Source organism: Oceanimonas sp. CAM02, from assembly GCF_032842915.1.
Taxonomy (GTDB): Bacteria; Pseudomonadota; Gammaproteobacteria; order Enterobacterales; family Aeromonadaceae; genus Oceanimonas; species Oceanimonas smirnovii.
Window position 1 is genome coordinate 158,817 of sequence record NZ_JAWJBK010000029.1, and the last position, 21,705, is coordinate 180,521.

The 21,705-nt window shown below is 56.1% G+C and carries 20 protein-coding genes and 1 tRNA gene; 18 read left to right on the forward strand and 3 right to left on the reverse strand.

Annotation, left to right across the window (positions count from 1 at the left end; translation table 11 throughout):
• Positions 1 to 36 precede the first annotated feature (36 nt).
• The 8 genes from R0I78_RS10030 (at position 37) to suhB (ending at position 9,062) form a co-directional block, all read left to right on the forward strand.
• Positions 37 to 3,093, forward strand: coding sequence for an FAD-binding and (Fe-S)-binding domain-containing protein (locus R0I78_RS10030; RefSeq protein WP_317075224.1), 3,057 nt, complete (start codon positions 37 to 39; stop codon positions 3,091 to 3,093).
• 18 nt (positions 3,094 to 3,111) lie between these two features.
• Entirely contained in the window at positions 3,112 to 3,354 is a 243-nt protein-coding gene (locus tag R0I78_RS10035; RefSeq protein ID WP_019934256.1) for a GlsB/YeaQ/YmgE family stress response membrane protein, read from the forward strand.
• Between the two features lie 60 nt (positions 3,355 to 3,414).
• On the forward strand, positions 3,415 to 3,840 hold the full coding sequence (locus R0I78_RS10040) for a hotdog fold thioesterase (RefSeq protein WP_019934255.1): 426 nt from the start codon (positions 3,415 to 3,417) through the stop codon (positions 3,838 to 3,840).
• Positions 3,841 to 3,966: 126 nt separating this feature from the next.
• The gene (locus tag R0I78_RS10045) at positions 3,967 to 5,745 is read left to right on the forward strand and encodes a DEAD/DEAH box helicase (protein WP_019934254.1); all 1,779 of its coding nucleotides are present in this window, start codon (positions 3,967 to 3,969) and stop codon (positions 5,743 to 5,745) included.
• Positions 5,746 to 5,976: 231 nt separating this feature from the next.
• Entirely contained in the window at positions 5,977 to 6,363 is a 387-nt protein-coding gene (locus tag R0I78_RS10050) for a NirD/YgiW/YdeI family stress tolerance protein (RefSeq protein ID WP_317075225.1), read from the forward strand.
• 95 nt (positions 6,364 to 6,458) lie between these two features.
• Complete coding sequence (yegQ, locus tag R0I78_RS10055; protein WP_019934252.1) at positions 6,459 to 7,853, forward strand: tRNA 5-hydroxyuridine modification protein YegQ; 1,395 nt, start codon at positions 6,459 to 6,461, stop codon at positions 7,851 to 7,853.
• Positions 7,837 to 8,088 (forward strand): YfhL family 4Fe-4S dicluster ferredoxin, encoded by a 252-nt coding sequence (locus R0I78_RS10060; protein ID WP_019934251.1) that lies wholly within the window; start codon positions 7,837 to 7,839, stop codon positions 8,086 to 8,088. The genes yegQ and R0I78_RS10060 overlap by 17 nt, the downstream gene beginning before the upstream one ends.
• 170 nt (positions 8,089 to 8,258) lie before the next feature.
• Positions 8,259 to 9,062 carry an inositol-1-monophosphatase gene (gene suhB, locus R0I78_RS10065; protein WP_026344730.1) on the forward strand — a complete coding sequence of 268 codons (804 nt, stop codon included), beginning with the start codon at positions 8,259 to 8,261 and terminating at the stop codon, positions 9,060 to 9,062.
• 151 nt (positions 9,063 to 9,213) lie between these two features.
• Here suhB and rdgC read toward each other — a convergent pair whose 3' ends face one another.
• A complete protein-coding gene (gene rdgC / locus R0I78_RS10070; RefSeq protein ID WP_317075226.1) occupies positions 9,214 to 10,122 on the reverse strand; it encodes a recombination-associated protein RdgC in 909 nt (302 codons plus the stop codon).
• Positions 10,123 to 10,296: 174 nt separating this feature from the next.
• Between rdgC and R0I78_RS10075 the strand changes: the two genes are divergently transcribed.
• The 5 genes from R0I78_RS10075 (at position 10,297) to R0I78_RS10095 (ending at position 14,564) form a co-directional block, all read left to right on the forward strand.
• Positions 10,297 to 10,728, forward strand: coding sequence for an N-acetyltransferase (locus R0I78_RS10075; RefSeq protein WP_317075227.1), 432 nt, complete (start codon positions 10,297 to 10,299; stop codon positions 10,726 to 10,728).
• A 93-nt stretch (positions 10,729 to 10,821) separates the two neighbouring features.
• Complete coding sequence (gene phoB, locus R0I78_RS10080; RefSeq protein WP_019934247.1) at positions 10,822 to 11,511, forward strand: phosphate regulon transcriptional regulator PhoB; 690 nt, start codon at positions 10,822 to 10,824, stop codon at positions 11,509 to 11,511.
• Positions 11,512 to 11,517: 6 nt separating this feature from the next.
• Complete coding sequence (gene phoR, locus R0I78_RS10085) at positions 11,518 to 12,843, forward strand: phosphate regulon sensor histidine kinase PhoR (RefSeq protein ID WP_317075228.1); 1,326 nt, start codon at positions 11,518 to 11,520, stop codon at positions 12,841 to 12,843.
• 86 nt (positions 12,844 to 12,929) lie between these two features.
• Positions 12,930 to 13,898, forward strand: a complete 969-nt coding sequence (locus tag R0I78_RS10090; protein WP_019934245.1) for a PstS family phosphate ABC transporter substrate-binding protein — start codon at positions 12,930 to 12,932, stop codon at positions 13,896 to 13,898.
• Between the two features lie 204 nt (positions 13,899 to 14,102).
• The gene (locus tag R0I78_RS10095) at positions 14,103 to 14,564 is read left to right on the forward strand and encodes a GNAT family N-acetyltransferase (RefSeq protein ID WP_019934244.1); all 462 of its coding nucleotides are present in this window, start codon (positions 14,103 to 14,105) and stop codon (positions 14,562 to 14,564) included.
• A 48-nt stretch (positions 14,565 to 14,612) separates the two neighbouring features.
• On the opposite strand, the gene R0I78_RS10100 is transcribed toward R0I78_RS10095, so the two are convergent.
• Positions 14,613 to 14,689: transfer RNA gene (locus tag R0I78_RS10100), tRNA-Pro, on the reverse strand.
• Between the two features lie 167 nt (positions 14,690 to 14,856).
• Between R0I78_RS10100 and tadA the strand changes: the two genes are divergently transcribed.
• Positions 14,857 to 15,342 (forward strand): tRNA adenosine(34) deaminase TadA, encoded by a 486-nt coding sequence (tadA, locus tag R0I78_RS10105; protein ID WP_019934243.1) that lies wholly within the window; start codon positions 14,857 to 14,859, stop codon positions 15,340 to 15,342.
• A gap of 3 nt (positions 15,343 to 15,345) precedes the next feature.
• On the opposite strand, the gene R0I78_RS10110 is transcribed toward tadA, so the two are convergent.
• The gene (locus R0I78_RS10110) at positions 15,346 to 15,846 is read right to left on the reverse strand and encodes a glycine cleavage system protein R (protein ID WP_019934242.1); all 501 of its coding nucleotides are present in this window, start codon (positions 15,844 to 15,846) and stop codon (positions 15,346 to 15,348) included.
• Between the two features lie 155 nt (positions 15,847 to 16,001).
• Here R0I78_RS10110 and R0I78_RS10115 point away from each other — a divergent pair, with 155 nt between their 5' ends.
• The 4 genes from R0I78_RS10115 to phoU are packed head-to-tail and all read left to right on the forward strand — an operon-like array spanning position 16,002 to position 21,443.
• A complete protein-coding gene (locus R0I78_RS10115) occupies positions 16,002 to 18,221 on the forward strand; it encodes an ABC transporter permease subunit (protein WP_317075229.1) in 2,220 nt (739 codons plus the stop codon).
• Positions 18,222 to 18,232: 11 nt separating this feature from the next.
• Complete coding sequence (gene pstA / locus R0I78_RS10120; protein WP_026344728.1) at positions 18,233 to 19,882, forward strand: phosphate ABC transporter permease PstA; 1,650 nt, start codon at positions 18,233 to 18,235, stop codon at positions 19,880 to 19,882.
• Between the two features lie 33 nt (positions 19,883 to 19,915).
• Complete coding sequence (pstB, locus tag R0I78_RS10125; protein WP_019934239.1) at positions 19,916 to 20,728, forward strand: phosphate ABC transporter ATP-binding protein PstB; 813 nt, start codon at positions 19,916 to 19,918, stop codon at positions 20,726 to 20,728.
• Positions 20,729 to 20,738: 10 nt separating this feature from the next.
• Complete coding sequence (gene phoU, locus R0I78_RS10130; RefSeq protein ID WP_317075230.1) at positions 20,739 to 21,443, forward strand: phosphate signaling complex protein PhoU; 705 nt, start codon at positions 20,739 to 20,741, stop codon at positions 21,441 to 21,443.
• Positions 21,444 to 21,705: the final 262 nt, after the last annotated feature.

The following is a 21,705-nucleotide window of genomic DNA, read 5'->3' on the forward strand; positions in this document are numbered from 1 at the left end:
TGGGCAATACCGACAAGGACAAAGGGGACGCAGGTCATGATCCCAAGGTTAGCGCTGCAACAGCAGACAACCCCCACCTATTATTCATTTCTTGACGCGCTGGCTGACAGCGGCTTTCGTGGCGATATAGAGCGCAGTTACGCCAGCCGGCTGGCAGTGGCCACCGACAACAGCGTCTATCAGTGCCTGCCCCAGGCGGTGGTATTTCCGCGCTCCTCCCAGGATCTGGTGGTGATGCTGACCCTGGCGTCCAGGGACGCCTACAAGGAAATTCGTTTCTCTCCCCGGGGCGGTGGCACCGGCACCAACGGCCAGTCTCTCAACGACAATATAGTGGTGGACCTGTCCCGGCACATGACCCAACTGGTCACCATGGACGCTGCTGGCCGCCGGGTGCGCATTCAGACCGGCATGGTAAAAGACAGGCTCAACCAGCTGGTCAAACCCCACAACCTGTTCTTCTCGCCGGACTTGTCCACCAGTAACCGGGCTACAATCGGCGGCATGATCAATACCGATGCCTCCGGTCAGGGCTCGCTGGTGTACGGCAAAACCTCGGATCATGTGCTGGGCGTGACTGCCGTACTGGTGGACGGCACCCTGATTGAAACCGGCCCTGTCTCCGGCGAGGCGCTCGACCAGAAGCTGGAAGAAGACAGCCGGGAAGGGGAGCTGTACCGTTGCGTATATCACAGCGTGACCGGCCATGCCGGAGAAATTGAGCAGCGCTTTCCCAAACTGAACCGTTTTCTCACTGGTTACGATCTGAAACACGTTTACGATAAGCGTACCCATACCCTGGATCTGACCCGCATTCTGTGCGGCTCGGAAGGGTCGCTCGCCTTTATTACCGAAGCCTGGCTGGATCTGACGCCCATTCCCAACTGCCGTACCCTGGTCAACGTCAAGTACGACAGTTTTGAGTCGGCTCTGCGCAATGCCCCCCTGATGGTGGAGGCCAAGGCGCTGTCGGTGGAAACTGTCGACTCAAAGGTACTGAATCTGGCCCGGGAAGACATTATCTGGCATTCGGTGAGCGATCTCATTCAGGACGTGCCCGGCCGAGTGATGGACGGCCTCAATATGGTGGAATACGCCGACGAGGACGAGACCGCCCAGCGGGAAAAAGTGGAGGCGCTGTGCCAGCGGCTCGACGGCCTGATTGAACGGGGCGAAGCGGGCGTTATTGGTTATCAGGTGTGCGATGATCTTTCGTCCATCAACCGCATTTACGGCATGCGCAAAAAGGCGGTGGGCCTGCTGGGCAATACTCAGGGCCGCAAAAAGCCGGTAGCTTTTGTGGAAGATACCGCTGTGCCCCCTAAGCACCTGGCGGACTATATTATGGAGTTCCGCGAGCTGCTGGATAATCATGGCCTGCAATACGGCATGTTCGGCCATGTGGATGCCGGTGTGCTGCATGTTCGCCCTGCTCTCGACATGACCGATCCCGAGCAGGAAGTCATGCTGCGGCGTATTTCTGACAAGGTGAATGCGCTCACCGCCAAATATGGCGGCCTGATGTGGGGTGAGCATGGTAAGGGTTTTCGCTCCGAATACAGCCCTACCTTCTTTGGCGAGGTGCTGTTTACCGAGCTGCGCCGCATCAAGTCGGCTTTTGATCCCTTTAACCGGCTGAATCCGGGCAAAATCTGCACGCCGCTGAACAGCCTGGAGCAGCTGGTATCGGTGGATGCCACCAAGCGTGGTTATTTTGACCGGCAAATTCCGGTGCATGTGCGCGACGGCTTTACCCAGGCCATGGACTGTAACGGCAACGGCCTGTGCTTTGATTTTGATGTGCGCTCGCCCATGTGCCCGTCGATGAAGCTCTCCGCCGACCGTCGTCACTCGCCCAAGGGGCGGGCCGGTCTGGTGCGGGAGTGGCTGCGTCAGCTGTCGGCTCAGGGCTTTGACCCCATGACCGGCGAGGCCGCGGTGCAAAGCCGCAGCACCAGCGTCAAGAACATGGTGCTGCGCATCAAGCACACCCTCGACAAGCGCCGTGGCGAGTACGATTTCTCCCATGAGGTGAAAGAGGCCATGGATGGCTGCCTGGCGTGCAAGGCCTGCTCCAGCCAGTGTCCGATCAAGGTGGACGTGCCCACCTTCCGCGCGCGCTTTTTGCAGCTGTATCATCAGCGCTATCAGCGTCCGCCCCGGGATTATCTGGTGTCCTGGGTAGAAACCTATACCCCCTGGATGGCCAAAGCACCGGGCTTGTTCAACCCCATTATGAACCACAAGTGGGTGCAGAGCGGTACCTCCTCACTGCTTGGCATGGTAGATATGCCGGCCCTGAGCCAGCCCAGCCTGAAAAAGCGCCTTGGCAACAGTCCGGCGGCGCAGTTTGACCTGGAACAGTTGCAAGCGCTGGGGGATGAAGAGCGGGCCAACACCCTGCTGGTGGTACAGGATCCCTTTACTTCCTTCTACGACGCCGGCGTGGTGCACGATCTGGTGCGCCTGGCCACGGCACTGGGCTTTAATCCGGTGGTGCTGCCGTTCAGGCCCAACGGCAAGCCGGCTCATGTAAAGGGTTTTTTGCGCCGTTTTGCCGGTATGGCTGCCGACAGCGCCCAGTTTCTGAACCGGCTGGCCCGGCTCAATATTCCCATGGTGGGCGTGGATCCGTCTCTGGTACTTTGCTACCGGGATGAATACGCCAAAGTACTGGGGCCGGCCCGGGGTGACTTTGAGGTATTACTGCCTCAGGAGTGGCTACTGGGTATGCTGGACAGGATTCCGGCCCGGGAAAGCACCGGCGAGTCCTGGCATCTGTTTGCTCACTGCACCGAAAAAACCGCCAAGCCCACCACCCATCAGGACTGGAGCCGTATTTTTGCCCATTTGGGTGCAACACTGGAAGCCGTGCCCGTGGGCTGCTGCGGCATGGCCGGCACCTATGGCCACGAGCGGGAACACGCCGAGGGCTCGCGGACCCTGTTTGCCATGAGCTGGGCCGAGCCTCTGAGCCAGCTGCCACGGGAACGTTGCCTGGCCACTGGCTTCTCCTGCCGCAGTCAGGTCAAACGTATTGAGGGCGAGGGGCTTCGCCATCCGGTGCAGGCCTTGCTAAGCTTGTTGGCGTAAACCAACAAGGAGAAACATATGGGTCTTATTTTAGGACTGATTATCGGTGGTCTGGCGGGCTGGATTGCCGGCAATCTGACCAGAGGCGGTGGCTTTGGCCTGCTGGGCAATATTGTTATTGGACTGGTGGGCGGCTTTCTGGGCGGCGTGGTGTTTGGGCTGATCGGCCTTAAAAGCACCGGCATTATCGGCTCTCTGGTCACCTCGGTGGCCGGTGCCGTGCTGCTTATCTTTATCGTCGGCAAAATCAAAAAAAGATGAGGGAATAGGGACTCGGGATCAGGGGTTAGCGATCCCATTCCCTAATCCCTGCAGTTAAATATGTGGAAACGTGAATTTACACTGGACAGTTTGAACCAACTGTCGGAGAATACGCTCGCAGCCCAGCTGGGCATGACCTTTTGTGAAGTGGGTCACGATTTTCTACGCGGCACCATGCCGGTAGACAGCCGTACTCATCAGCCTCTTGGCATGTTACATGGCGGCGCGAGTGTCGCGTTTGCCGAAACCCTGGGTTCAGTAGCTGCCAATATGTGCGTTGAAGCGGGTTTTTATTGCGTTGGTCAGGGAGTTAACGCAAATCACGTCCGCGCCAAACGAAGCGGCCTGGTAACAGGAACCGCACGTCCCCTCCATTTGGGCGCGACGACACAAGTCTGGCAGATCGACATCCATGACGAGCGTAACCGCCTGGTATGTACCAGCCGGTTAACCATGGCGGTGTTGAGACAAAAACGGCCAGATTAGCCTTGTGTATCTTATGTGACACATTTCGTGTAAAGAAAAGCCCTCGCTTTGAGTGAGTATTGGCTTTTCCCCGGCCTTTTACTGTATCAGTCCGCCGACATTTTATTTTTTCGGAACTGTTAATAAATGACAAATACCTCTGTAGTACCCGCTTTTGCTGACCTCGGGCTGGCGCCTGCCGTTCTTCAAGCTCTGACCGACGCCGGTTATGAGCAGCCTTCTGCTATTCAGGCCGCCGCCATTCCGACGCTGCTGACCGGGCGCGACGTACTGGGTCTGGCCCAGACCGGTACCGGCAAAACGGCTGCTTTTGCTCTGCCGATGCTGAGCCGCATTACCGGCGGTAACGCCTATCCGCAGGTGCTGGTACTGGCCCCGACTCGGGAGCTGGCCATTCAGGTGGCTGAGTCCTTTGAAAACTACGCCAAATATCAGAAAGACATTCGTATCATGTCCATCTACGGTGGTCAGGCCTACGACAGCCAGATCCGTGCTCTCAAGCGCGGTGTTGATATCGTAGTGGGTACTCCCGGCCGGGTCATGGACCACATGCGCCGTGGCACCCTCAAGCTGGACAACCTGCAGGCGCTGGTGCTGGATGAAGCCGACGAAATGCTGCGTATGGGCTTTATCGACGACGTGGAATGGATTCTGGAGCACACTCCGGACACCCGTCAGATCGCGCTGTTCTCTGCCACCATGCCGCCGGCCATTCAGCGTGTTGCTCAGAAATACCTGAAGAATCCGCAGGAAGTGCGCATTGCCAACAAAACCCGCACCAACGCCAGCATTCGCCAGCGTTACTGGTTTGTGCGTGGCATGCCCAAGCAGGAAGCCCTGTGCCGTCTGGTAGAAACTGAAAACATGGACGCCTGTCTGGTGTTTGTGCGCACCCGCAAAGATGCGGAAGATGTGGCTGAAATGATGACCCGTGAAGGCCATGCCTGTGAAGCTCTGCACGGTGATATTCCGCAGAAACTGCGGGAAAAAGTGGTAGATCGTCTGAAAAACGGCCGTTTGAACGTGCTGGTTGCCACCGATGTGGTAGCCCGTGGTCTGGACGTGGAGCGCATCAGTCATGTTATCAACTACGACATGCCCCATGATAACGAGTCTTACGTGCACCGCATTGGCCGTACCGGTCGTGCCGGCCGCGAAGGTGACGCCATCCTGTTTGTGACCGGCCGTGAAAAGCGCAGCCTGTACAATCTGGAACGTCATACTCGCCAGCCCATTGAAGAAATGAGTATGCCCAGCGCTGACGATATCAACAAGATTCGTGCCGAGCGCTTCAAGGCCCGTATTCGTACCAGCGTAGAGGCTGACGAAAAAGCCCTGGCACCTTTCGTGGAAATGGTCACTGAGCTGCAGGCCGATGGCATGGACACTGCCGCCCTGGCCGCCGGTCTGGCCCGTCTGCTGCAGGGTGACCGTCCGCTGTTTGTGGAAGACAAGCCGATGTCGGCCCGTCGCCCGGATGTGCGTGAAGCCCGTGAGCCCCGTGGCCGTGGTGACCGCCCCGAGCGTGGCGAGCGTCCGCGCCGTGGTGGCAAGGACGAGGTGTCTGGTGTGACCATGGAAACCTTCCGCGTTGACGTGGGTCGGGTACATGGCGTCAAGCCGGGCCATCTGGTGGGTGCCATTGCCAACGAGGCCGATCTGGAATCCCGTTTTATCGGCCAGATCCAGATCCATGACGACTTCTCTACCGTGGATCTGCCGGAAGGCATTCCGTCCGAGTTGCAGCAGGTACTGCAGAAAGTACGGGTTTGTCAGCGTCCGCTGAACCTGGCCAAGTACGAAGGTGGCCCGCTGCCCCGTCGCCAGTTCCGTGGCAAGGATGAGCGTGGTGGTGAGCGCGGCAAGTTCCGCCCCCGTCGCAACGAAAAGCGTCTGAACGGCTAATCCCGTTTCACGCTGAATAAAAAAGCCCGCCGGCAAATACCGGCGGGCTTTTTTTGTTGCATGCCCGGTGTTAACCGAATGGACTGATGCCTCATTGACGCACCATATGACCAGAACTGTCCCACAGGTTTCTCTTTTCAGCATGTCTTTGGCTGTGACTGCCGCCTGCGACCATTTCCTTCGCAACCACTCCCTATATTGGCGTTTCATCACAGTGGCAGGAGTTCTATTATGCGCAAGGTTTCTCTTTTCAGTCTGGCAGGACTGCTGTGGCTGACCCTGGCCCCGGCTCAGGCTCATGACAACTGGCATTACGACCAGGATCGTGAATATCGTGATAATTACCGTGAGCGGCTGCCCATCACCAGCGTGGCCGAAGCCAAACATCTGCGGGATGACAGCCGCATAATTCTGTCCGGGCATATCGTACGCCGGCTCGATGACGACGAGTTTCTGTTCAGTGACGGCACCGGCACCATCAAAATAGAAATGGATGACGACGACTGGCGTAAACTGCGCCGCCACCGCCGGGGCAGAATTCTGATCTGGGCCGAAGTCGACAGGGACGACGGTCGCAATGAGCTGGAGGTGGAGCGGGTACGCCCGGCTTATCGGTAACGGTATGCTCGAAATCAGGGGAACATAAGAGTAAGATACCGGCCCCGGCTGCCATCAGGTGGCGGCCTGCTGACCTGACATCAGACGAGAACCTTATGTTTGTACCCGAATTACTTTCTCCCGCCGGCTCGCTCAAGAACATGCGCTATGCCTTTGCCTATGGTGCCGATGCCGTATATGCGGGCCAGCCCCGCTACTCCCTGCGGGTGCGCAACAACGAATTCAACCACGAAAACCTGCAGATAGGCATTAACGAAGCCCATGCGCTGGGCAAAAAGTTCTATGTGGTGGTCAATATTCAGCCTCACAACGCCAAGCTGAAAACCTTTCTGCGCGACATGAAACCCGTGGTCGACATGGGCCCCGATGCGCTGATCATGTCCGATCCGGGTCTTATCATGCTGGTGCGTGAGCATTTTCCCGACATGCCCATTCACCTGTCGGTGCAGGCCAACGCCGTTAACTGGGCCTCGGTCAAGTTCTGGCAGGATTACGGCATTGAGCGGGTGATTTTGTCCCGGGAGCTGTCGCTGGAAGAGATTGAAGAAATTCGCAGCCACTGTCCCACCATAGAGCTGGAAGTGTTTGTGCACGGCGCTTTGTGTATGGCCTATTCCGGACGCTGCCTGCTGTCGGGCTATATCAACAAGCGCGATCCCAACCAGGGTACCTGCACCAACGCCTGCCGCTGGGAATACAAAGTGCATGAGGCCAAGGAAGACGACGCCGGCCAGATAGTGCACAAGCAGGAGCCGATTCTGGTGCAGCCGGTAGAAAGCGACATCAGCCCCACTCTGGGTGCCGGCAAGCCCCATGACGAGCCGGTGCTGCTGGAAGAAGGCAACCGTCCGGGCGAGTATATGGCCGCCTATGAAGACGAGCACGGCACCTACATCATGAACTCCAAGGATCTGCGCGCGGTGCAGTATGTGGAGCGCCTGACCAGTATGGGTGTGCATTCACTGAAAATTGAAGGCCGTACCAAGTCCTTCTATTACGTGGCCCGCACCGCTCAGGTGTACCGCAAGGCTATTGACGATGCGGTGGCCGGCAAGCCCTTTGATACCACTCTGATGAGCACCCTGGAAAACCTGGCGCATCGCGGCTATACCGAAGGCTTTTTGAAGCGTCATGCTCACGGCGACTACCAGAACTACGACTACGGCTACTCTGTGTCCACCAGCCAGCAGTTTGTGGGCGAGATCACCAAGCGCGACGGCGACTGGGTAGAAGTGGAAGTGAAAAACAAGTTCCTGGTGGGCAACAGCCTGGAGCTGATGACGCCGAAGGGCAACATCACCTTTACCCTGGAGCAAATGAAAAACCGCAAGGGCGAGCAGGTGGACGTGGCCCCGGGTAACGGCCATGTCATGTATATTCCCATCGACGCCGACATTGATGTGACCTACGGCATTCTGATGCGCAACCTGGGTGAACAGCAGGACACCCGCAACCCTCATGTGAAGCAGGCTGATGGCGCTGTTAATTAAGGACAACTGCATCAACTGCGACATGTGCGAGCCGGAGTGCCCGAACGGTGCCATTTATTACGGTCCGGAGATCTACGAGATAGACCCGGACCTGTGCACCGAGTGTGTGGGCCATTACGACAAGCCCACCTGCATCAGTGTTTGTCCCATCGACTGCATTATTAACGATCCGGAACATCAGGAAACCGAAGAGCAGCTCTGGGACAAATTTGTGGTGCTGCATCATCAGGCATAGTGGTCGCGTCTTTATACTCCCGGCACAGACCAGGCCAAGGTGCTGCCTGTGCCCTTGTTACTGCTCGCAGACGGTTTAACAGCCATTCATATTAATCCTTGCCTGCCATGGGCACGCTGGTATAATTCGCGCTCGAATTTTGTTCTTTAACATCAAGTGGGTCTTCTCATATGCATCCGATGCTGAATATTGCGGTACGCGCTGCGCGTAACGCCGGTCAGGTTATCGTCAAGGGTTTTGCCAATCCGGACAATCTGGAAACTCGTCAAAAGGGCCAGAATGATTTCGTTACCAATGTCGATCTTGACGCGGAAAGTGCCGTAATAAACACCATTCGCAAGTCTTACCCCGAGCACACCATTATTGGTGAAGAGTGCGGTGAGCTGACGGGCAGCAACCCGGATTATCAGTGGATTATCGACCCCCTTGATGGCACGACCAACTTCATGAAAGGCATTCCTCATTTTGCCGTTTCCATCGCCCTGCGCGTAAAAGGCCGCACCGAGCAGGCGGTTGTTTACGATCCCATTCGTGATGAACTCTTTACCGCCAGCCGCGGATCCGGCGCTCAGCTTAACGGCTACCGCATTCGCACCGGCAAGGCCAAAGATCTGACCAATACCGTGCTGGCCACCGGTTTTCCGTTCAAACAAAAGCACCAGACTGATGCCTATCTGGCCATGTTCAAGGGCATGTTCCTGCAGTGTGCCGACATTCGCCGTGCCGGTGCCGCCAGCCTGGATCTGGTTTATGTGGCCGCCGGCCGGGTAGACGGTTACTGGGAGCTGGGCCTCAAGCCCTGGGACACCGCCGCCGGCAGTCTGATCGCCCGGGAAGCCGGTGCCATCGTGACCGACTTTGTAGGTGGCCACAACTTTGACCGCAGCGGCAACGTGGTCTGTGCCAATCCCAAGGTACTGAAAAGCATGCTGTCCACCATTCGCGAGCATCTGCCCGAATCCCTGGCCAACTAAGTCCGGTTTGCAGCAGATATTCAAGGCCCCGCCAGCGAGCGGGGCTTTTTTATGGCTGGAGCTCAGGGACTGAGCGCGGAATCTGTATGTTGCAGGCCCACGTTTGGGGGGCAAAAAGAGGTGTCTGGCGGCGGGCTGTAGCTGAGTCCGATTAACGGCTTTCTTCCCCCCCCATGGCGTCAATCAGCTCGGGAATAAAACGGGACAGTTCGCCGGTGACCAGGGCAAAGTCGGCGTCAAAGCGGGCAGCGGCATCTTCGCTGGTTACGTCATCGTTCTGCTCGCGCAGCTCTTCGGAAAACTTGAGCCGCTTGATGCTCATGTCATCGCCGATAATAAAGCTGATGGTCTCGCTCCAGTTCAGCGCCAGCTTGGTCACCAGTTTGTCGGCGTCGAGGTGGGCTTTCATTTCATCGCTCAGCAAATCCTGCTGCTTGGCGCGAATAATACCACCGTGCTCCAGTGCCGAGCGCAGTTCGGCTTCATCTTCCAGCGCAAAGCCGGCGGGAGCGGCACCTTCTTTAAGCCAGTCGGTCAGGGTCAGCTCCGGAGGCGTGGTCATGGCCAGAGGCACCACCGGCAGGCTGCCGATACACTTGCGCAGCAGCGCCAGCAGATCTTCGGCACGCTTGGCGGAGCTGGCATCTACGGCAATAAAGCCGTCATCAGGGTTAATCCAGGCCCAGGTTTGCTGAAAGCGGCTGAAGGCGCGGGGCAGCAGGCTGACAATCACTTCTTCCTTGATGGCATCTTTTTCTTTTTTCTTCAGGGCCCGGCCCTGTTCCGCTTCCAGAGACTCCACTTTTTCAGCGACTTCATCATTGACCACAGAGCCCGGCAGCATTTTTTCTTCTTTTTTGGCACAGAGCAAAATCTGATTGCCGGCGCTGTGGGTCAGGGCCTGGCCCTGCTTGCCCAGCGGGGAAATCCAGCCAAACTTGGCTTGTTCCTGGCTGCCGCAAGGGCTGAAAGTCATGCTCTCCAGCTGGGTTTCCAGCTCCTCGAGGCTGAGTTCAAAGGGGCGGGTAAAACGGTAAACTTGCAGATTCTTAAACCACATGGCGTCCTCGGTCATGAGCCGAAAAACAGGCATTGTACTGTAATCCGACTTTGTGATCAGTGGTTCATTACCGAATGATAAATGCGGACCCTGCTCACAGAGGTGAACAAATTCGCGCGCCGGCCGGCTGCGACTCCATACAATGACGTTATCAGCGGGGGCGGAGGAAAGGGAATGATACGACAGGCCAGGCCGGAAGATACCGATGCCATCCTGGATGTCTGGTTGCTGGCATCCTTGCAGGCTCACGATTTTGTGCCTGCCGCCTACTGGTGGCAGCAGCAGGAACAGATGCGGGCCCGCTATCTGCCCTCGGCAGAAGTGTGGGTGTGCGAGCGGGAAGGGTATATACAGGGGTTTATTGCGCTGGCAGATAATTATCTGGCGGCGCTGTTTGTTCGTCCGGACTGCCAGCAAAAAGGCATTGGCCGGGCCCTGATGGCCACCGCCAAACGCCGGCGCAAGCAGCTGATCTTAAACGTATATTGTGAAAACGATATCGCAGTGAACTTCTATCGTCAGCACGGTTTTACCGTTACTGATGAAAGCACGGATCCGGGCACAGGCCAGCCACAGCTGTGCATGGGCTTTAATACCGCCTTATAAATGAAACCTTTGCGTCATGGTTTCATAAAAATGTCATACTTGCTTCCAATAATGGGTTCCATCCAAAAGACCCATCTCAAGAGGCAAGGGAAAATGACACGGAAAATACTGGTGGTTGAGGATGAAGCACCCATTCGTGAAATGTTGTGTTTCGTGCTGGAAGAAAAAGGATTTGCAACGCAGGAAGCCGAAGACTACAACCAGGCTCTGGAGCTGATTAAAGAGCCTTATCCTGAGCTTATTCTGCTCGACTGGATGCTGCCCGGTGGCAGTGGTATTCAGCTTATCAAACATCTGAAGCAAGACGAGCTGACCCGTCAGATCCCGGTGATCATGCTGACCGCCCGGGCTGAAGAAGAAGACAAAATCAAGGGCCTGGATGTGGGTGCCGATGATTACATTACCAAGCCGTTTTCACCCAAAGAACTCACTTCCCGCCTGAAGGCAGTATTGCGCCGGGTGGCACCGACCTCGGTGGAAGATGTGATTGAAGTGCAGGGACTGCGGCTGGATCCGCTGAGCCATCGCGTCAGTACTGACAGCCAGCAACTTGAGATGGGGCCGACCGAATTCAAACTGTTGCACTTCTTTATGACGCATCCGGAGCGGGTTTACAGCCGCGAACAACTGCTCAATAACGTCTGGGGCACCAATGTATTTGTGGAAGACCGTACCGTGGATGTGCATATTCGCCGGCTGCGCAAGGCCATTTCTGCCGGTGGCCATGACCAGCTGATTCAGACGGTACGGGGTGCCGGCTACCGTTTTTCCGTTCGCCTCTGAGGCTTTATGCAGCAACAAACATCCGGCCAAAGCCGCTGGTGGCGCTGGGCGCTGTTTTATTCCGTGCTGGGCTTTGCCGGCTTGCTGGCGGGCAACCTGGCGGCCGGTCTGCTGGCTAGCACCATCATACAGCTGTTTTTGCACTACCGTTCCCAGCGTCGCTTATCGATATGGCTGTGGCAGGATCGTAGCCTGACCCCACCGGAAGGAAAGGGCAGCTGGGAAGGAATCTTTAACGGTATTTACCGGTTACAGCAGCGCCAGCGAGCCCGGCGGCGTGAGCTGGCACGACTGGTGCGCCGGTTTCGGGAAGGTGCCGAGGCCCTGCCCGATGCTGCCGTGGTGATTCGCCGCGATGGCAGTATTATCTGGTGTAACAAGCTGGCTCAGCAGCTGCTGGGATTTCGCTGGCCCGACGATGCCGGCCAGCATATCGGCAACCTGATTCGCATGCCGGTATTTATTGCTTACCTGAAGCGGGCAGACTTTCGTGAGCCGCTGGAAATGCCTTCTCCCCTCAGTGAAGAGCGGCTGCTGGAATGCCGCATCATGCCTTATACCGATGATCAGGCGCTGCTGGTGGTGCGGGACGTGACCCGGTTGCGCAGTCTGGAGCAGGTGCGCAAGTCCTTTGTAGCCAACGTGTCCCATGAGTTGCGCACGCCGCTGACGGTATTAAAAGGCTACCTGGAAATGCTGGAAGAGCTGCCTTCTGCGCAGCGCTGGCAGAAAACACAAGGGGTGTTACTGGAGCAGACCCAGCGCATGGACGCCCTGGTCAATCAGCTGATGACCCTGACCCGCTATGAAGCTGCCACTCAGCCCGACTTCAGCAAGGTAGTGGATATGCCGGCCATGCTGCATATGCTGGAGCAGGAAGCCGTGGCTCTGAGCGGCGAGAGACAACATACCTTCAGCTTTGATGTCGAACCCGGTCTCAAGGTGCGAGGTGAGCCGGAGCAGTTGCGCAGCGCCGTCTCCAATCTGGTGTATAACGCCGTGCGTCACACACCGGCAGGCAGCCATATTGTGGTGGAATGGAAGCGGGCAGGAGAGGCCGGCCGTTTTGCCGTGACCGACAACGGCGAGGGCATAGCCCCGGAGCACATTGCCCGCCTGACCGAGCGTTTCTACCGGGTTGACAAGGCCCGCAGTCGTCAGACCGGCGGCTCCGGGCTCGGGCTTGCCATCGTGAAACATGCACTCAGCCACCATGACAGCCATCTTGAAATCAGCAGCCGCGCCGGTAAAGGCAGTTGTTTCAGCTTTGTCTTGCCTGCCCGGCTGCTGGTTACCGACAGCAGCCAGAGAGTAACTGACACCCTGTCATAAAACCGTCATCAGGGTTTCATAGCATTGTCATTGCCGGCAACCATACTGGCCGCGTCTTGAAAGACCGAACTTACTGGAGATTAAGGATGAAACTGAACAAACTGGCAACTGTACTGGGTTTAACATTCACCATGGCCGCTGCCTCAGCTGCTGCTGCCGTAGATGAATCGCTGAAGGATTATGAGAAAGTCAGTGGTGTATCCGGTAACGTGTCTTCTGTCGGCTCCGACACCCTGGCCAATATGATGACCCTGTGGGCGGAAGAATTTAAGCGCCAGTATCCTAACGTCAACGTGCAAATTCAGGCAGCCGGCTCTTCTACCGCGCCGCCGGCCCTCACCGAGGGTACCTCCCAGTTCGGCCCCATGAGCCGCGCCATGAAGAGCAATGAAATTGAAGCCTTTGAAAAGCGTCATGGTTACAAGCCCACGCCCATTCGTGTGGCCATTGATGCGCTGGCCGTGTTCGTCCACAAAGACAATCCGATTGACGGCCTGAGCCTGGATCAGGTGGATGCCATTTTCTCCAGCACCCTGGCCTGCGGCATGGCCGAGCAAATTACCCAGTGGGGTCAGGCCGGTCTGGATGGTGACTGGAGCAACCGTGATATTCAGCTTTATGGCCGCAACTCTGTGTCCGGCACCTACGGTTATTTCAAGGACGAGGCGCTGTGTAAAGGTGATTTCAAGAACAACGTAAATGAGCAGCCCGGCTCTGCGTCCGTGGTACAGTCAGTGTCTTCTTCCCTGAATGCCATCGGTTATTCCGGTCTGGGTTACAGCACGTCCAGTGTACGTGCCGTTCCTCTGGCACCGGCCGGCTCTGCTGATTATGTGGAAGCCAATGCCGATAACGCCATCAGCGGCGACTATCCGCTGTCACGCTTTCTGTATGTTTATGTGAACAAGCACCCGAACAAGCCTCTGGGACCGATGGAAGCCGAGTTCGTCAAGCTGATGCTGTCTAAACAGGGCCAGCAGATTGTTGATAAAGACGGCTATGTGCCTGTGCCCGCTGCCGTAGTAGAAGCGGATCTCAAGAAGCTGGGTCTGTAAGGTTTTACTGTTTCGTTATGGTTGTTGTTTGCGCCCCGGCTGGTCCGGGGCTTTTTTATGTTCATTAACAGGGCTTTGTTAGTCCAATAGTATAAGAAATCGGCTTAAGCGTCAGAAACTGGCTGCCAGACCACTTTTTTCTTGGCAGTAACTGTGGCTATATAGAGAAGGAAGCATGTAAGCAGTATCTACGCAGGAGCAATTATGGAAATCAGGACGATCCACAGTGGTGAAACGGGCAGTATCTGGCAGTTGTTCCACGATACCGTGCACCGGATCAGTCAGGCCGATTACAGTGAAAGTGAGCGGGCGGTCTGGGCACCTGAGGATTATGACGAGCCGCGCTGGGTCAGCCGTTTTATACGCACCCGGCCTTTGGTGGCAATGGAAGGAAAGCGGCTGCTTGGTTTTGCCGAGCTGGACGATGACGGCCGTATTGACTTGTTTTATGTGCATCATGACAGGCAGGGGGAAGGCATAGGTCGTGCCCTGATGCAGCGACTCAAGGCCGAAGCCGCATCAAGAGGGCTGAGCCGTCTGTATTGTGATGCCAGCATTAATGCCCGGCCTTTTTTTGAGGCCATGGGTTTTATTGAAGTAGAGCAGCGCCGGCTTGAGCGTCATGGCCAGCCGGTGCAGGTGCTGTTGATGGAGTACAAGGCATAACACAACAAAAAAGCCCACTGCATTGCAGTGGGCTTTTTCAGGATGATTTGGTCGGCGTGAGAGGATTTGAACCTCCGACCCCTGACACCCCATGACAGTGCGCTACCAGGCTGCGCTACACGCCGAATCGAGTGCAACTATAAAGATCTGCCTGCTTTGCTGCAAGCCCTGTTTCAGGCTTTTGTGTTCGTTTGTCGCTTTATTGTCCGTGCTGGCGGTTTTTACGGCTGTTTTTTGCTTTGCTTGCAGCCGGGCCGGCTTTTGCCATAATAGCCGCCTTCAGGAGGCGGTAATGAACGAGCAAGATGAATACTGGATGCGCCGGGCCATGGCGCTGGCAATGCGGGCCGAGCAGGAAGGAGAAGTGCCGGTAGGGGCCCTGGTGGTGCACAACGGGCACTGTGTGGGTGAGGGCTGGAACCGCTCCATCGGCCATCACGATGCCACCGCTCATGCCGAGATTATGGCGCTGCGTCAGGCTGGCGCACATTTAGGTAATTATCGCCTGCTGGAATGCACACTCTATGTGACTCTGGAGCCTTGCATCATGTGTGCCGGGGCCATGGTGCACAGCCGTATTCAGCGTCTGGTCTACGGTGCCAGTGACGCCAAAACCGGCGCGGTGGATTCAGTGCTGCAACTGCTGGCCACGCCCGGGCTGAATCATCGCATTGACTGGCAGTCGGGGGTACTGGCTGAGCCGTGTTCCGCCCAGCTGAGTGCTTTTTTCAAGCGCCGGCGGGCCGAAAAAAAAGCCGCCCGCCAGCAGACCGGCTGACGGTTATATCAGCTCAATATCTACTACCAGATCATCACTCAGGGCTTCCAGCCGGGTTTGCAGATCTTCCAGGGTCTGACCGTGAGGCAGCGTCAGGGTACTTTGTGCTTCAAACAGGGCAATGCCGGTAATGGCAGCGGGATGGCTGTCTGTTTTCAGGGTTTTGACACTGATATTCAGGCTGTTAATGATGTCGGTGACCTCGTCGATGATACCGACCCTGTCATTGGCAGTGACGGTCAGTTTTAACCGCTGGCCATGGGGGGCAGGCCCTTTCCCTTCCACCAGCTGGACCTGAAAGTCCGGCAGTGACAGCAGCGCCTGTTCCAGTGCCTCGCTGTGCTCGGCGGGCACCTGTATTTCCACAATACCGGCAAAATAGCCGGCCAGTTCGCTCATGGCGCTGCTCTGCCAGCTGCCGTGGTGCCGGCGCACCAGTGCAGCCAGCTGCCTTACCAGCCCGGTTTTATCGGGACCTATCAGGGTGGCGACCAGGGTTTTCATACCTTCTCTCCTTGATGAATGAAACCATTTCATTGTTCAAGATACACGCCACCGGTTTTTTTTACAGGCTGGCGGCCCGCTTTTGTGCTCTGTAACAAAATTGTCATTTCATCGCCATAGAATGCGTGCAGTTGCAAAGCAAACGGAGTGACTGCATGTCAACCCAGACTCAAACCATGGCCCTGACCGGCAGCCGCAAGCGCTGGCTCAAGGACAGAGCAGCCCGTATGGGCGTGACCGCCGGCGGCATTATTGTACTGGTGGCCCTGCTGCTTATCTTTTTCTATTTGTTGTATGTGGTAAAACCGATTTTTAACGGAGCCAAGGTGACGCCGGCGGGGGAGTTTGCCCTTGCCGGAGATAAAGCACCGTTGCTGCTGGGAGTGGAGGAGCAGAACGAGCAGGCCTTTACTTTTTCGGCCCTCGGCGATATTCACTTTTATTCCCTGCGGCAAAACGGGGCGCTGCTGGCCAGCGAGTCGGTGCCCGGAAACATCACCACGGCCGCGGCCAACGATGGCAAGCCCATGGTGGCCTATGGTTTTGATAACGGTACCATACGGGTGCTGGCACCCAAATTTGATGTCAGCTATCCCGATAATGTGCGCACCATTACCCCCGGCATCACTCAGCCTTTTGGTGCAGTGCCGCTGCAGGTAGACGAACAGGGCAGGGCGCTTGAGCGGCTGAGCTTTGCGACCAATGGTGAGGATCTGCTGACTGCAGCCGTAGTGGCCGGCGGTGATATGGTGCTGACCCGCTTTGCCGGCAAGGAAAACTTTCTCACCGGTGAACTTGAGCTGACGCCGACTCAGGTCGCGATTCCCGGTTTGCCGGCCCGGGTAGATCAGATGCTGGTCACGCCAAATCTGCGTTTTATGTTTGTACGCAGTGGCAATGAAGTGTCGGTATATGATGTGCGTAACATCAATCAGGTACGGCTGCGTTCTGTCATTTCCATGAATGCACCGGGGGGGAATATCAGCACCATGATATTGCTGGCCGGCGGCAATTCCTTGCTGGTTGGCAATGATAACGGCGTTGTGTCTCAGTGGTTTGAAGTGGCCAAAGACGGTAAACGCGAGTTTACCTTCATTCGTGAGTTTGAAGCCGCAGGACCGGTAGCGCAGATAGCCAATGAAATTAACCGTAAGGGCTTTGTGACTGTCAGTACCCGGGGTGATATCGATATTTTCCATACCACGGGTGACAGTCATCTCTTCTCGGACACCCTGGCTGGTGCAAACGTCTCGTCCCTTGCCCTGTCTCCGCGTAATAATCTGCTGTTGCTGGAGCAAAATAATCGTCTGGCTTTCTTTGAGGTGGAGAATGAGCATCCGGAAGTGACCTGGAAAGCGCTGTGGACCAAAGTCTGGTATGAAGGCTATCCCGAACCCCAGTATGTATGGCAGTCCACCTCCGGCAGCAGTGATTTTGAAGCCAAACTGAGTCTGGTGCCTATTTCCTTCGGGACCCTGAAAGCGGCCTTTTATGCGCTGCTGTTTGCGGTGCCCATCGCCATTGCCGGTGCGGTTTATACCGCTTATTTCATGTCGCCCGGGTTGCGCAAGGTGGTCAAGCCGACGGTAGAAATCATGGAAGCCCTGCCCACCGTCATTCTCGGTTTTCTGGCTGGTCTCTGGCTGGCACCCTTAATTGAAACGCATCTGCCCGGTGTGGTGCTGGTGCTGGTGCTGATGCCAGCGGCCATGCTGCTGACTGCCTTTGGCTGGCGCTTTTTACCGAAGCGGCTGCGCAATGCCGTGCCCGAAGGCTGGCACAGTCTGGTGTTGCTGCCGGTGGTGGTGCTGGTGGGCTGGGCCTGTTTTGCTTTCAGTCCGGCAGTAGAAAACCTGTTGTTTGGCGGTGATGCCCGCAGTTTTCTGACCAATGAGCTGGGCGTGGGCTTTGATCAGCGCAACTCTCTGGTGGTGGGCATTGCCATGGGCTTTGCCGTTATTCCTACCATTTTCTCTATTGCTGAAGACGCCGTGTTTTCGGTGCCCCGGCATCTCACCAACGGCTCTCTGGCATTGGGCGCAACGTCATGGCAGACCCTGACCCGGGTGGTCATGCTGACCGCCAGCCCGGGAATTTTCTCGGCGGTCATGATGGGGCTGGGCCGGGCCGTAGGGGAAACCATGATAGTACTGATGGCCACCGGCAATACGCCGGTGATGGACTTAAGTATTTTTAACGGCATGCGTACCCTGGCGGCCAATATAGCGGTGGAAATGCCGGAAGCGGAAGTAAACAGCTCTCACTACCGGGTGTTGTTCCTGGCGGCCTTTGTGTTGTTTGTGTTTACCTTCCTGTTCAATACGATTGCGGAGTTCGTGCGTCAGCGGCTGCGTGACAAGTACAGCTCAATGTAAGGGGCGATACGATGAATAAATGGTTCAAATCAGGGACGCCCTGGATCTGGATGACCGGCGGTGCAGTCAGCCTCAGCCTGGTAGCAGTGCTTGGCCTGTTATTGATGATTGGCTGGCGTGGTCTTACTTACTTCTGGCCGCATACCATCTATGAATGGCAGCTGAGTACGCCGGAAGGAGAGCGCTATACCGTGATCGGTGAAATTCATGATCGTGAACAGGTGCCGGTGGCCCAGCTGCGTGGTGCCGGACTGGCACTTGAAGGGGTGACCAAAGAAAGCCTGACCCGTTATCTGGTAAAAACCGGCAACCGGGAGTTCGTGCCTCTCGATTTTCGCTGGATCCTGGAAACTGACATTATTTCCCGTAGCGAACCGGCAGACCTGGCGGTCATTGAACGTTCTCATAACGGCAATTTTTATGGTTATGTTGAACGGGTGCTGGAAAACGGCAGCAGCGTTGCAGGTGATACGCATGAGCAGCTGATATCCCGTATTGCTCGTGTAGATGAGCTGAACGAACGTATGGAAACGCTGCAAAAAGGGGATATTGGCAGCATCAACCATCAGCTTGAGCGGCTGCGGCTGAAACAGCGTGGTCTGGAACTGGACGGAGAGCTGACTGACGATGCGCTGGCCGATATCCGTGCTCAGGAAGAAACCTTGCGTGCTGACTATCGTGTACTGGAAAAAGAGCTGTTTGCCCTGCGTGAACAGGCCCGTCGCGACAGCGTGATAGTACGAGACATGCGTGGTCAGGAGGTGACCATTTCGCTTGGCGAAGTACTGGATGTGGCCTGGCCTAACAACATGAGCCTGCTGGCACAGTCCGGACACTGGTTTACTGCCATCGGCAAGTTTGTGAGCAGTGACCCGCGGGAAGCCAATACGGAAGGTGGTGTGTTTCCGGCCATTTTCGGCACTGTGTTCATGGTGATCCTGATGGCCATTATTGTTACTCCGCTGGGAGTGGTGGCCGCTATTTATCTGCATGAGTATGCCGGCAAGAACAGCCTGACCCGGGTTATTCGCATTGCGGTGATCAATCTGGCCGGGGTGCCATCCATTGTTTACGGTGTGTTTGGTCTTGGTTTTTTCGTGTATATGCTGGGTGGCTCTCTCGATAAGCTGTTTTATCCCGAAGCCCTGCCCAGCCCTACCTTTGGCTCGCCCGGTGTGCTCTGGTCGGCGCTGACTCTGGCCATTCTGACCCTGCCGGTGGTGATTGTCTCTACCGAAGAGGGGTTGTCACGCATACCCACCTCGGTACGGCAGGGCTCGCTGGCGCTGGGGGCGACCAAGGCAGAAACCCTCTGGCGCATCATTATTCCCATGGCCAGCCCGGCCATCATGACCGGCCTTATTCTGGCCATTGCACGGGCGGCGGGGGAAGTGGCCCCATTGATGCTGGTGGGAGTGGTTAAGCTGGCACCCAATCTGCCGGTGGACGGCAACTTTCCTTATCTGCATCTGGATCGCAAATTCATGCATCTGGGCTTTCATATTTATGATGTGGGTTTTCAGAGCCCCAATGTTGAGGCGGCCCGCCCCCTGGTATATGCCACTTCATTCCTGCTGGTCACCGTGATTGTGGGGCTTAACCTGACCGCCATCGGTATTCGTAATCATCTGCGTGAAAAATTCCGCTCGCTGGATCAGTAATTCAGCCTGCCAACATTGAAAGAGGTACAAACCATGATTAACCTGGCGACCACTTTGGATCAGGATATTGTTACCGAGGCTCCGTCACTGCAACAGACGGCACTGGAAGTGCGCGGGCTTAATCTGTTCTACGGTGCCAAGCAGGCCTTGTTTGATGTCAACATGAATATCAGCAAAGGGCAGGTCACTGCGTTTATCGGTCCGTCCGGCTGTGGCAAGTCTACCCTGCTGCGTTGTATTAACCGCATGAACGATCTGGTGGAAACCTGCCGCATAGAAGGTGAAATTCTGCTGCATAACCAGAATATCTACGGCAAGGAAGTGGATGTGGCGGCGTTGCGCCGGCAAGTTGGCATGGTGTTTCAGCGTCCCAATCCCTTTCCTAAATCCATTTATGAAAACGTGGTTTACGGCCTGCGGCTGCAGGGCATTAATGATCGCCGCCGGCTGGATGAGGCGGTGGAGCGTTCACTGCGCGGGGCAGCCCTGTGGGATGAAGTAAAGGACCGGCTGCACGACAATGCCTTTGGCCTGTCCGGCGGTCAGCAGCAGCGTCTGGTGATTGCCCGGGCCATTGCTATCGAGCCGGAAGTACTGTTGCTCGATGAGCCCACCTCGGCGCTGGACCCTATTTCAACCCTGGTGATTGAAGAGCTGATCAACACCCTAAAATCTCAATACACTGTGGTGATTGTGACGCACAACATGCAGCAGGCGGCGCGGGTGTCGGATCAGACCGCCTTTATGTATATGGGGGAACTGATTGAGTACGCCGATACCAACACCCTGTTTACCACCCCCAGCAAGAAAAAGACCGAAGACTATATTACCGGTCGATATGGCTAAGGAGCCCGCAATGGATAAGCTGAATCTTAATAAACATATTTCAGGCCAGTTTAATACCGAGCTGGAAGGGGTGCTCAATCAGGTGCTGGTGATGGGCGGGCTGGTAGAGCAGCAGCTGACCGATGCAATTACTGCCATTCATGAGCAGAACATGACCACAGCCCGGCAGATTGTGGCCAACGATCACAAGGTTAATGCGCTGGAAGTGCAGATTGATGAAGAGTGCACCCGCATTATTGCCAAGCGCCAGCCGGCAGCCTCGGATCTTCGTCTGGTGCTGGCCATTATCAAGACCATTACCGATCTGGAGCGTATCGGTGATGTGGCCAAACGCATCGGCATGATGCTGCTCGACAATGCCAATAAAAAGCAGCCGCCGCTGGTGTCCATGGAGAACATGGGCCGGCGTACCGTGCGCATGCTGCACGAGTCGCTTGATGCCTTCGCCCGCATGGATGTGGAGGCGGCCATCGAAGTGCACAAGGAAGATGAAAAGGTAGACAGAGAATACGAGTCGATTATTCGCGAGCTGATGACCTTTATGATGGAAGATCCACGTTCCATTCCTCATGTGCTCAATGTGCTCTGGTGCGCCCGCTCTCTGGAACGGGTAGGAGACAGAGTCCAGCACATCTGCGAATACATCATTTATTTCGTGAAGGGAAAAGATGTGCGCCACATCAGTGATGAAGATATTCACAGCATGCTGGACTGAGCAGAACGGGTTTACAACAACGCGCCTCGGCGCGTTTTTTTGTATGCAGACGCGACCAAAGCGCCAAACTGATCCCCGATCCTTGATGGATCCTGAATCAAAGGTTAAAATTCCAGCGCTTTGACCATATGTTTGAATTATAAGTAATAAATTTTTGGTAATAATCTTTTATTCACAAATTGTGAAGATCCTGTGACTATATAAAACAATTCGACTTTGCCTCTTTCCTCCTTCGCAGGTAAACTATCGCTCCCATGCGATT

Coding starts and splice junctions, on each gene's coding strand:
- R0I78_RS10030 (WP_317075224.1), top strand. CDS start 37: ATGATCCCAAGGTTAGCGCTGCAACAGCAGACAACCCCCACCTATTAT.
- R0I78_RS10035 (WP_019934256.1), top strand. CDS start 3,112: ATGGGTCTTATTTTAGGACTGATTATCGGTGGTCTGGCGGGCTGGATT.
- R0I78_RS10040 (WP_019934255.1), top strand. CDS start 3,415: ATGTGGAAACGTGAATTTACACTGGACAGTTTGAACCAACTGTCGGAG.
- R0I78_RS10045 (WP_019934254.1), top strand. CDS start 3,967: ATGACAAATACCTCTGTAGTACCCGCTTTTGCTGACCTCGGGCTGGCG.
- R0I78_RS10050 (WP_317075225.1), top strand. CDS start 5,977: ATGCGCAAGGTTTCTCTTTTCAGTCTGGCAGGACTGCTGTGGCTGACC.
- yegQ (WP_019934252.1), top strand. CDS start 6,459: ATGTTTGTACCCGAATTACTTTCTCCCGCCGGCTCGCTCAAGAACATG.
- R0I78_RS10060 (WP_019934251.1), top strand. CDS start 7,837: ATGGCGCTGTTAATTAAGGACAACTGCATCAACTGCGACATGTGCGAG.
- suhB (WP_026344730.1), top strand. CDS start 8,259: ATGCATCCGATGCTGAATATTGCGGTACGCGCTGCGCGTAACGCCGGT.
- rdgC (WP_317075226.1), bottom strand. CDS start 10,122: ATGTGGTTTAAGAATCTGCAAGTTTACCGTTTTACCCGCCCCTTTGAA.
- R0I78_RS10075 (WP_317075227.1), top strand. CDS start 10,297: ATGATACGACAGGCCAGGCCGGAAGATACCGATGCCATCCTGGATGTC.
- phoB (WP_019934247.1), top strand. CDS start 10,822: ATGACACGGAAAATACTGGTGGTTGAGGATGAAGCACCCATTCGTGAA.
- phoR (WP_317075228.1), top strand. CDS start 11,518: ATGCAGCAACAAACATCCGGCCAAAGCCGCTGGTGGCGCTGGGCGCTG.
- R0I78_RS10090 (WP_019934245.1), top strand. CDS start 12,930: ATGAAACTGAACAAACTGGCAACTGTACTGGGTTTAACATTCACCATG.
- R0I78_RS10095 (WP_019934244.1), top strand. CDS start 14,103: ATGGAAATCAGGACGATCCACAGTGGTGAAACGGGCAGTATCTGGCAG.
- tadA (WP_019934243.1), top strand. CDS start 14,857: ATGAACGAGCAAGATGAATACTGGATGCGCCGGGCCATGGCGCTGGCA.
- R0I78_RS10110 (WP_019934242.1), bottom strand. CDS start 15,846: ATGAAAACCCTGGTCGCCACCCTGATAGGTCCCGATAAAACCGGGCTG.
- R0I78_RS10115 (WP_317075229.1), top strand. CDS start 16,002: ATGTCAACCCAGACTCAAACCATGGCCCTGACCGGCAGCCGCAAGCGC.
- pstA (WP_026344728.1), top strand. CDS start 18,233: ATGAATAAATGGTTCAAATCAGGGACGCCCTGGATCTGGATGACCGGC.
- pstB (WP_019934239.1), top strand. CDS start 19,916: ATGATTAACCTGGCGACCACTTTGGATCAGGATATTGTTACCGAGGCT.
- phoU (WP_317075230.1), top strand. CDS start 20,739: ATGGATAAGCTGAATCTTAATAAACATATTTCAGGCCAGTTTAATACC.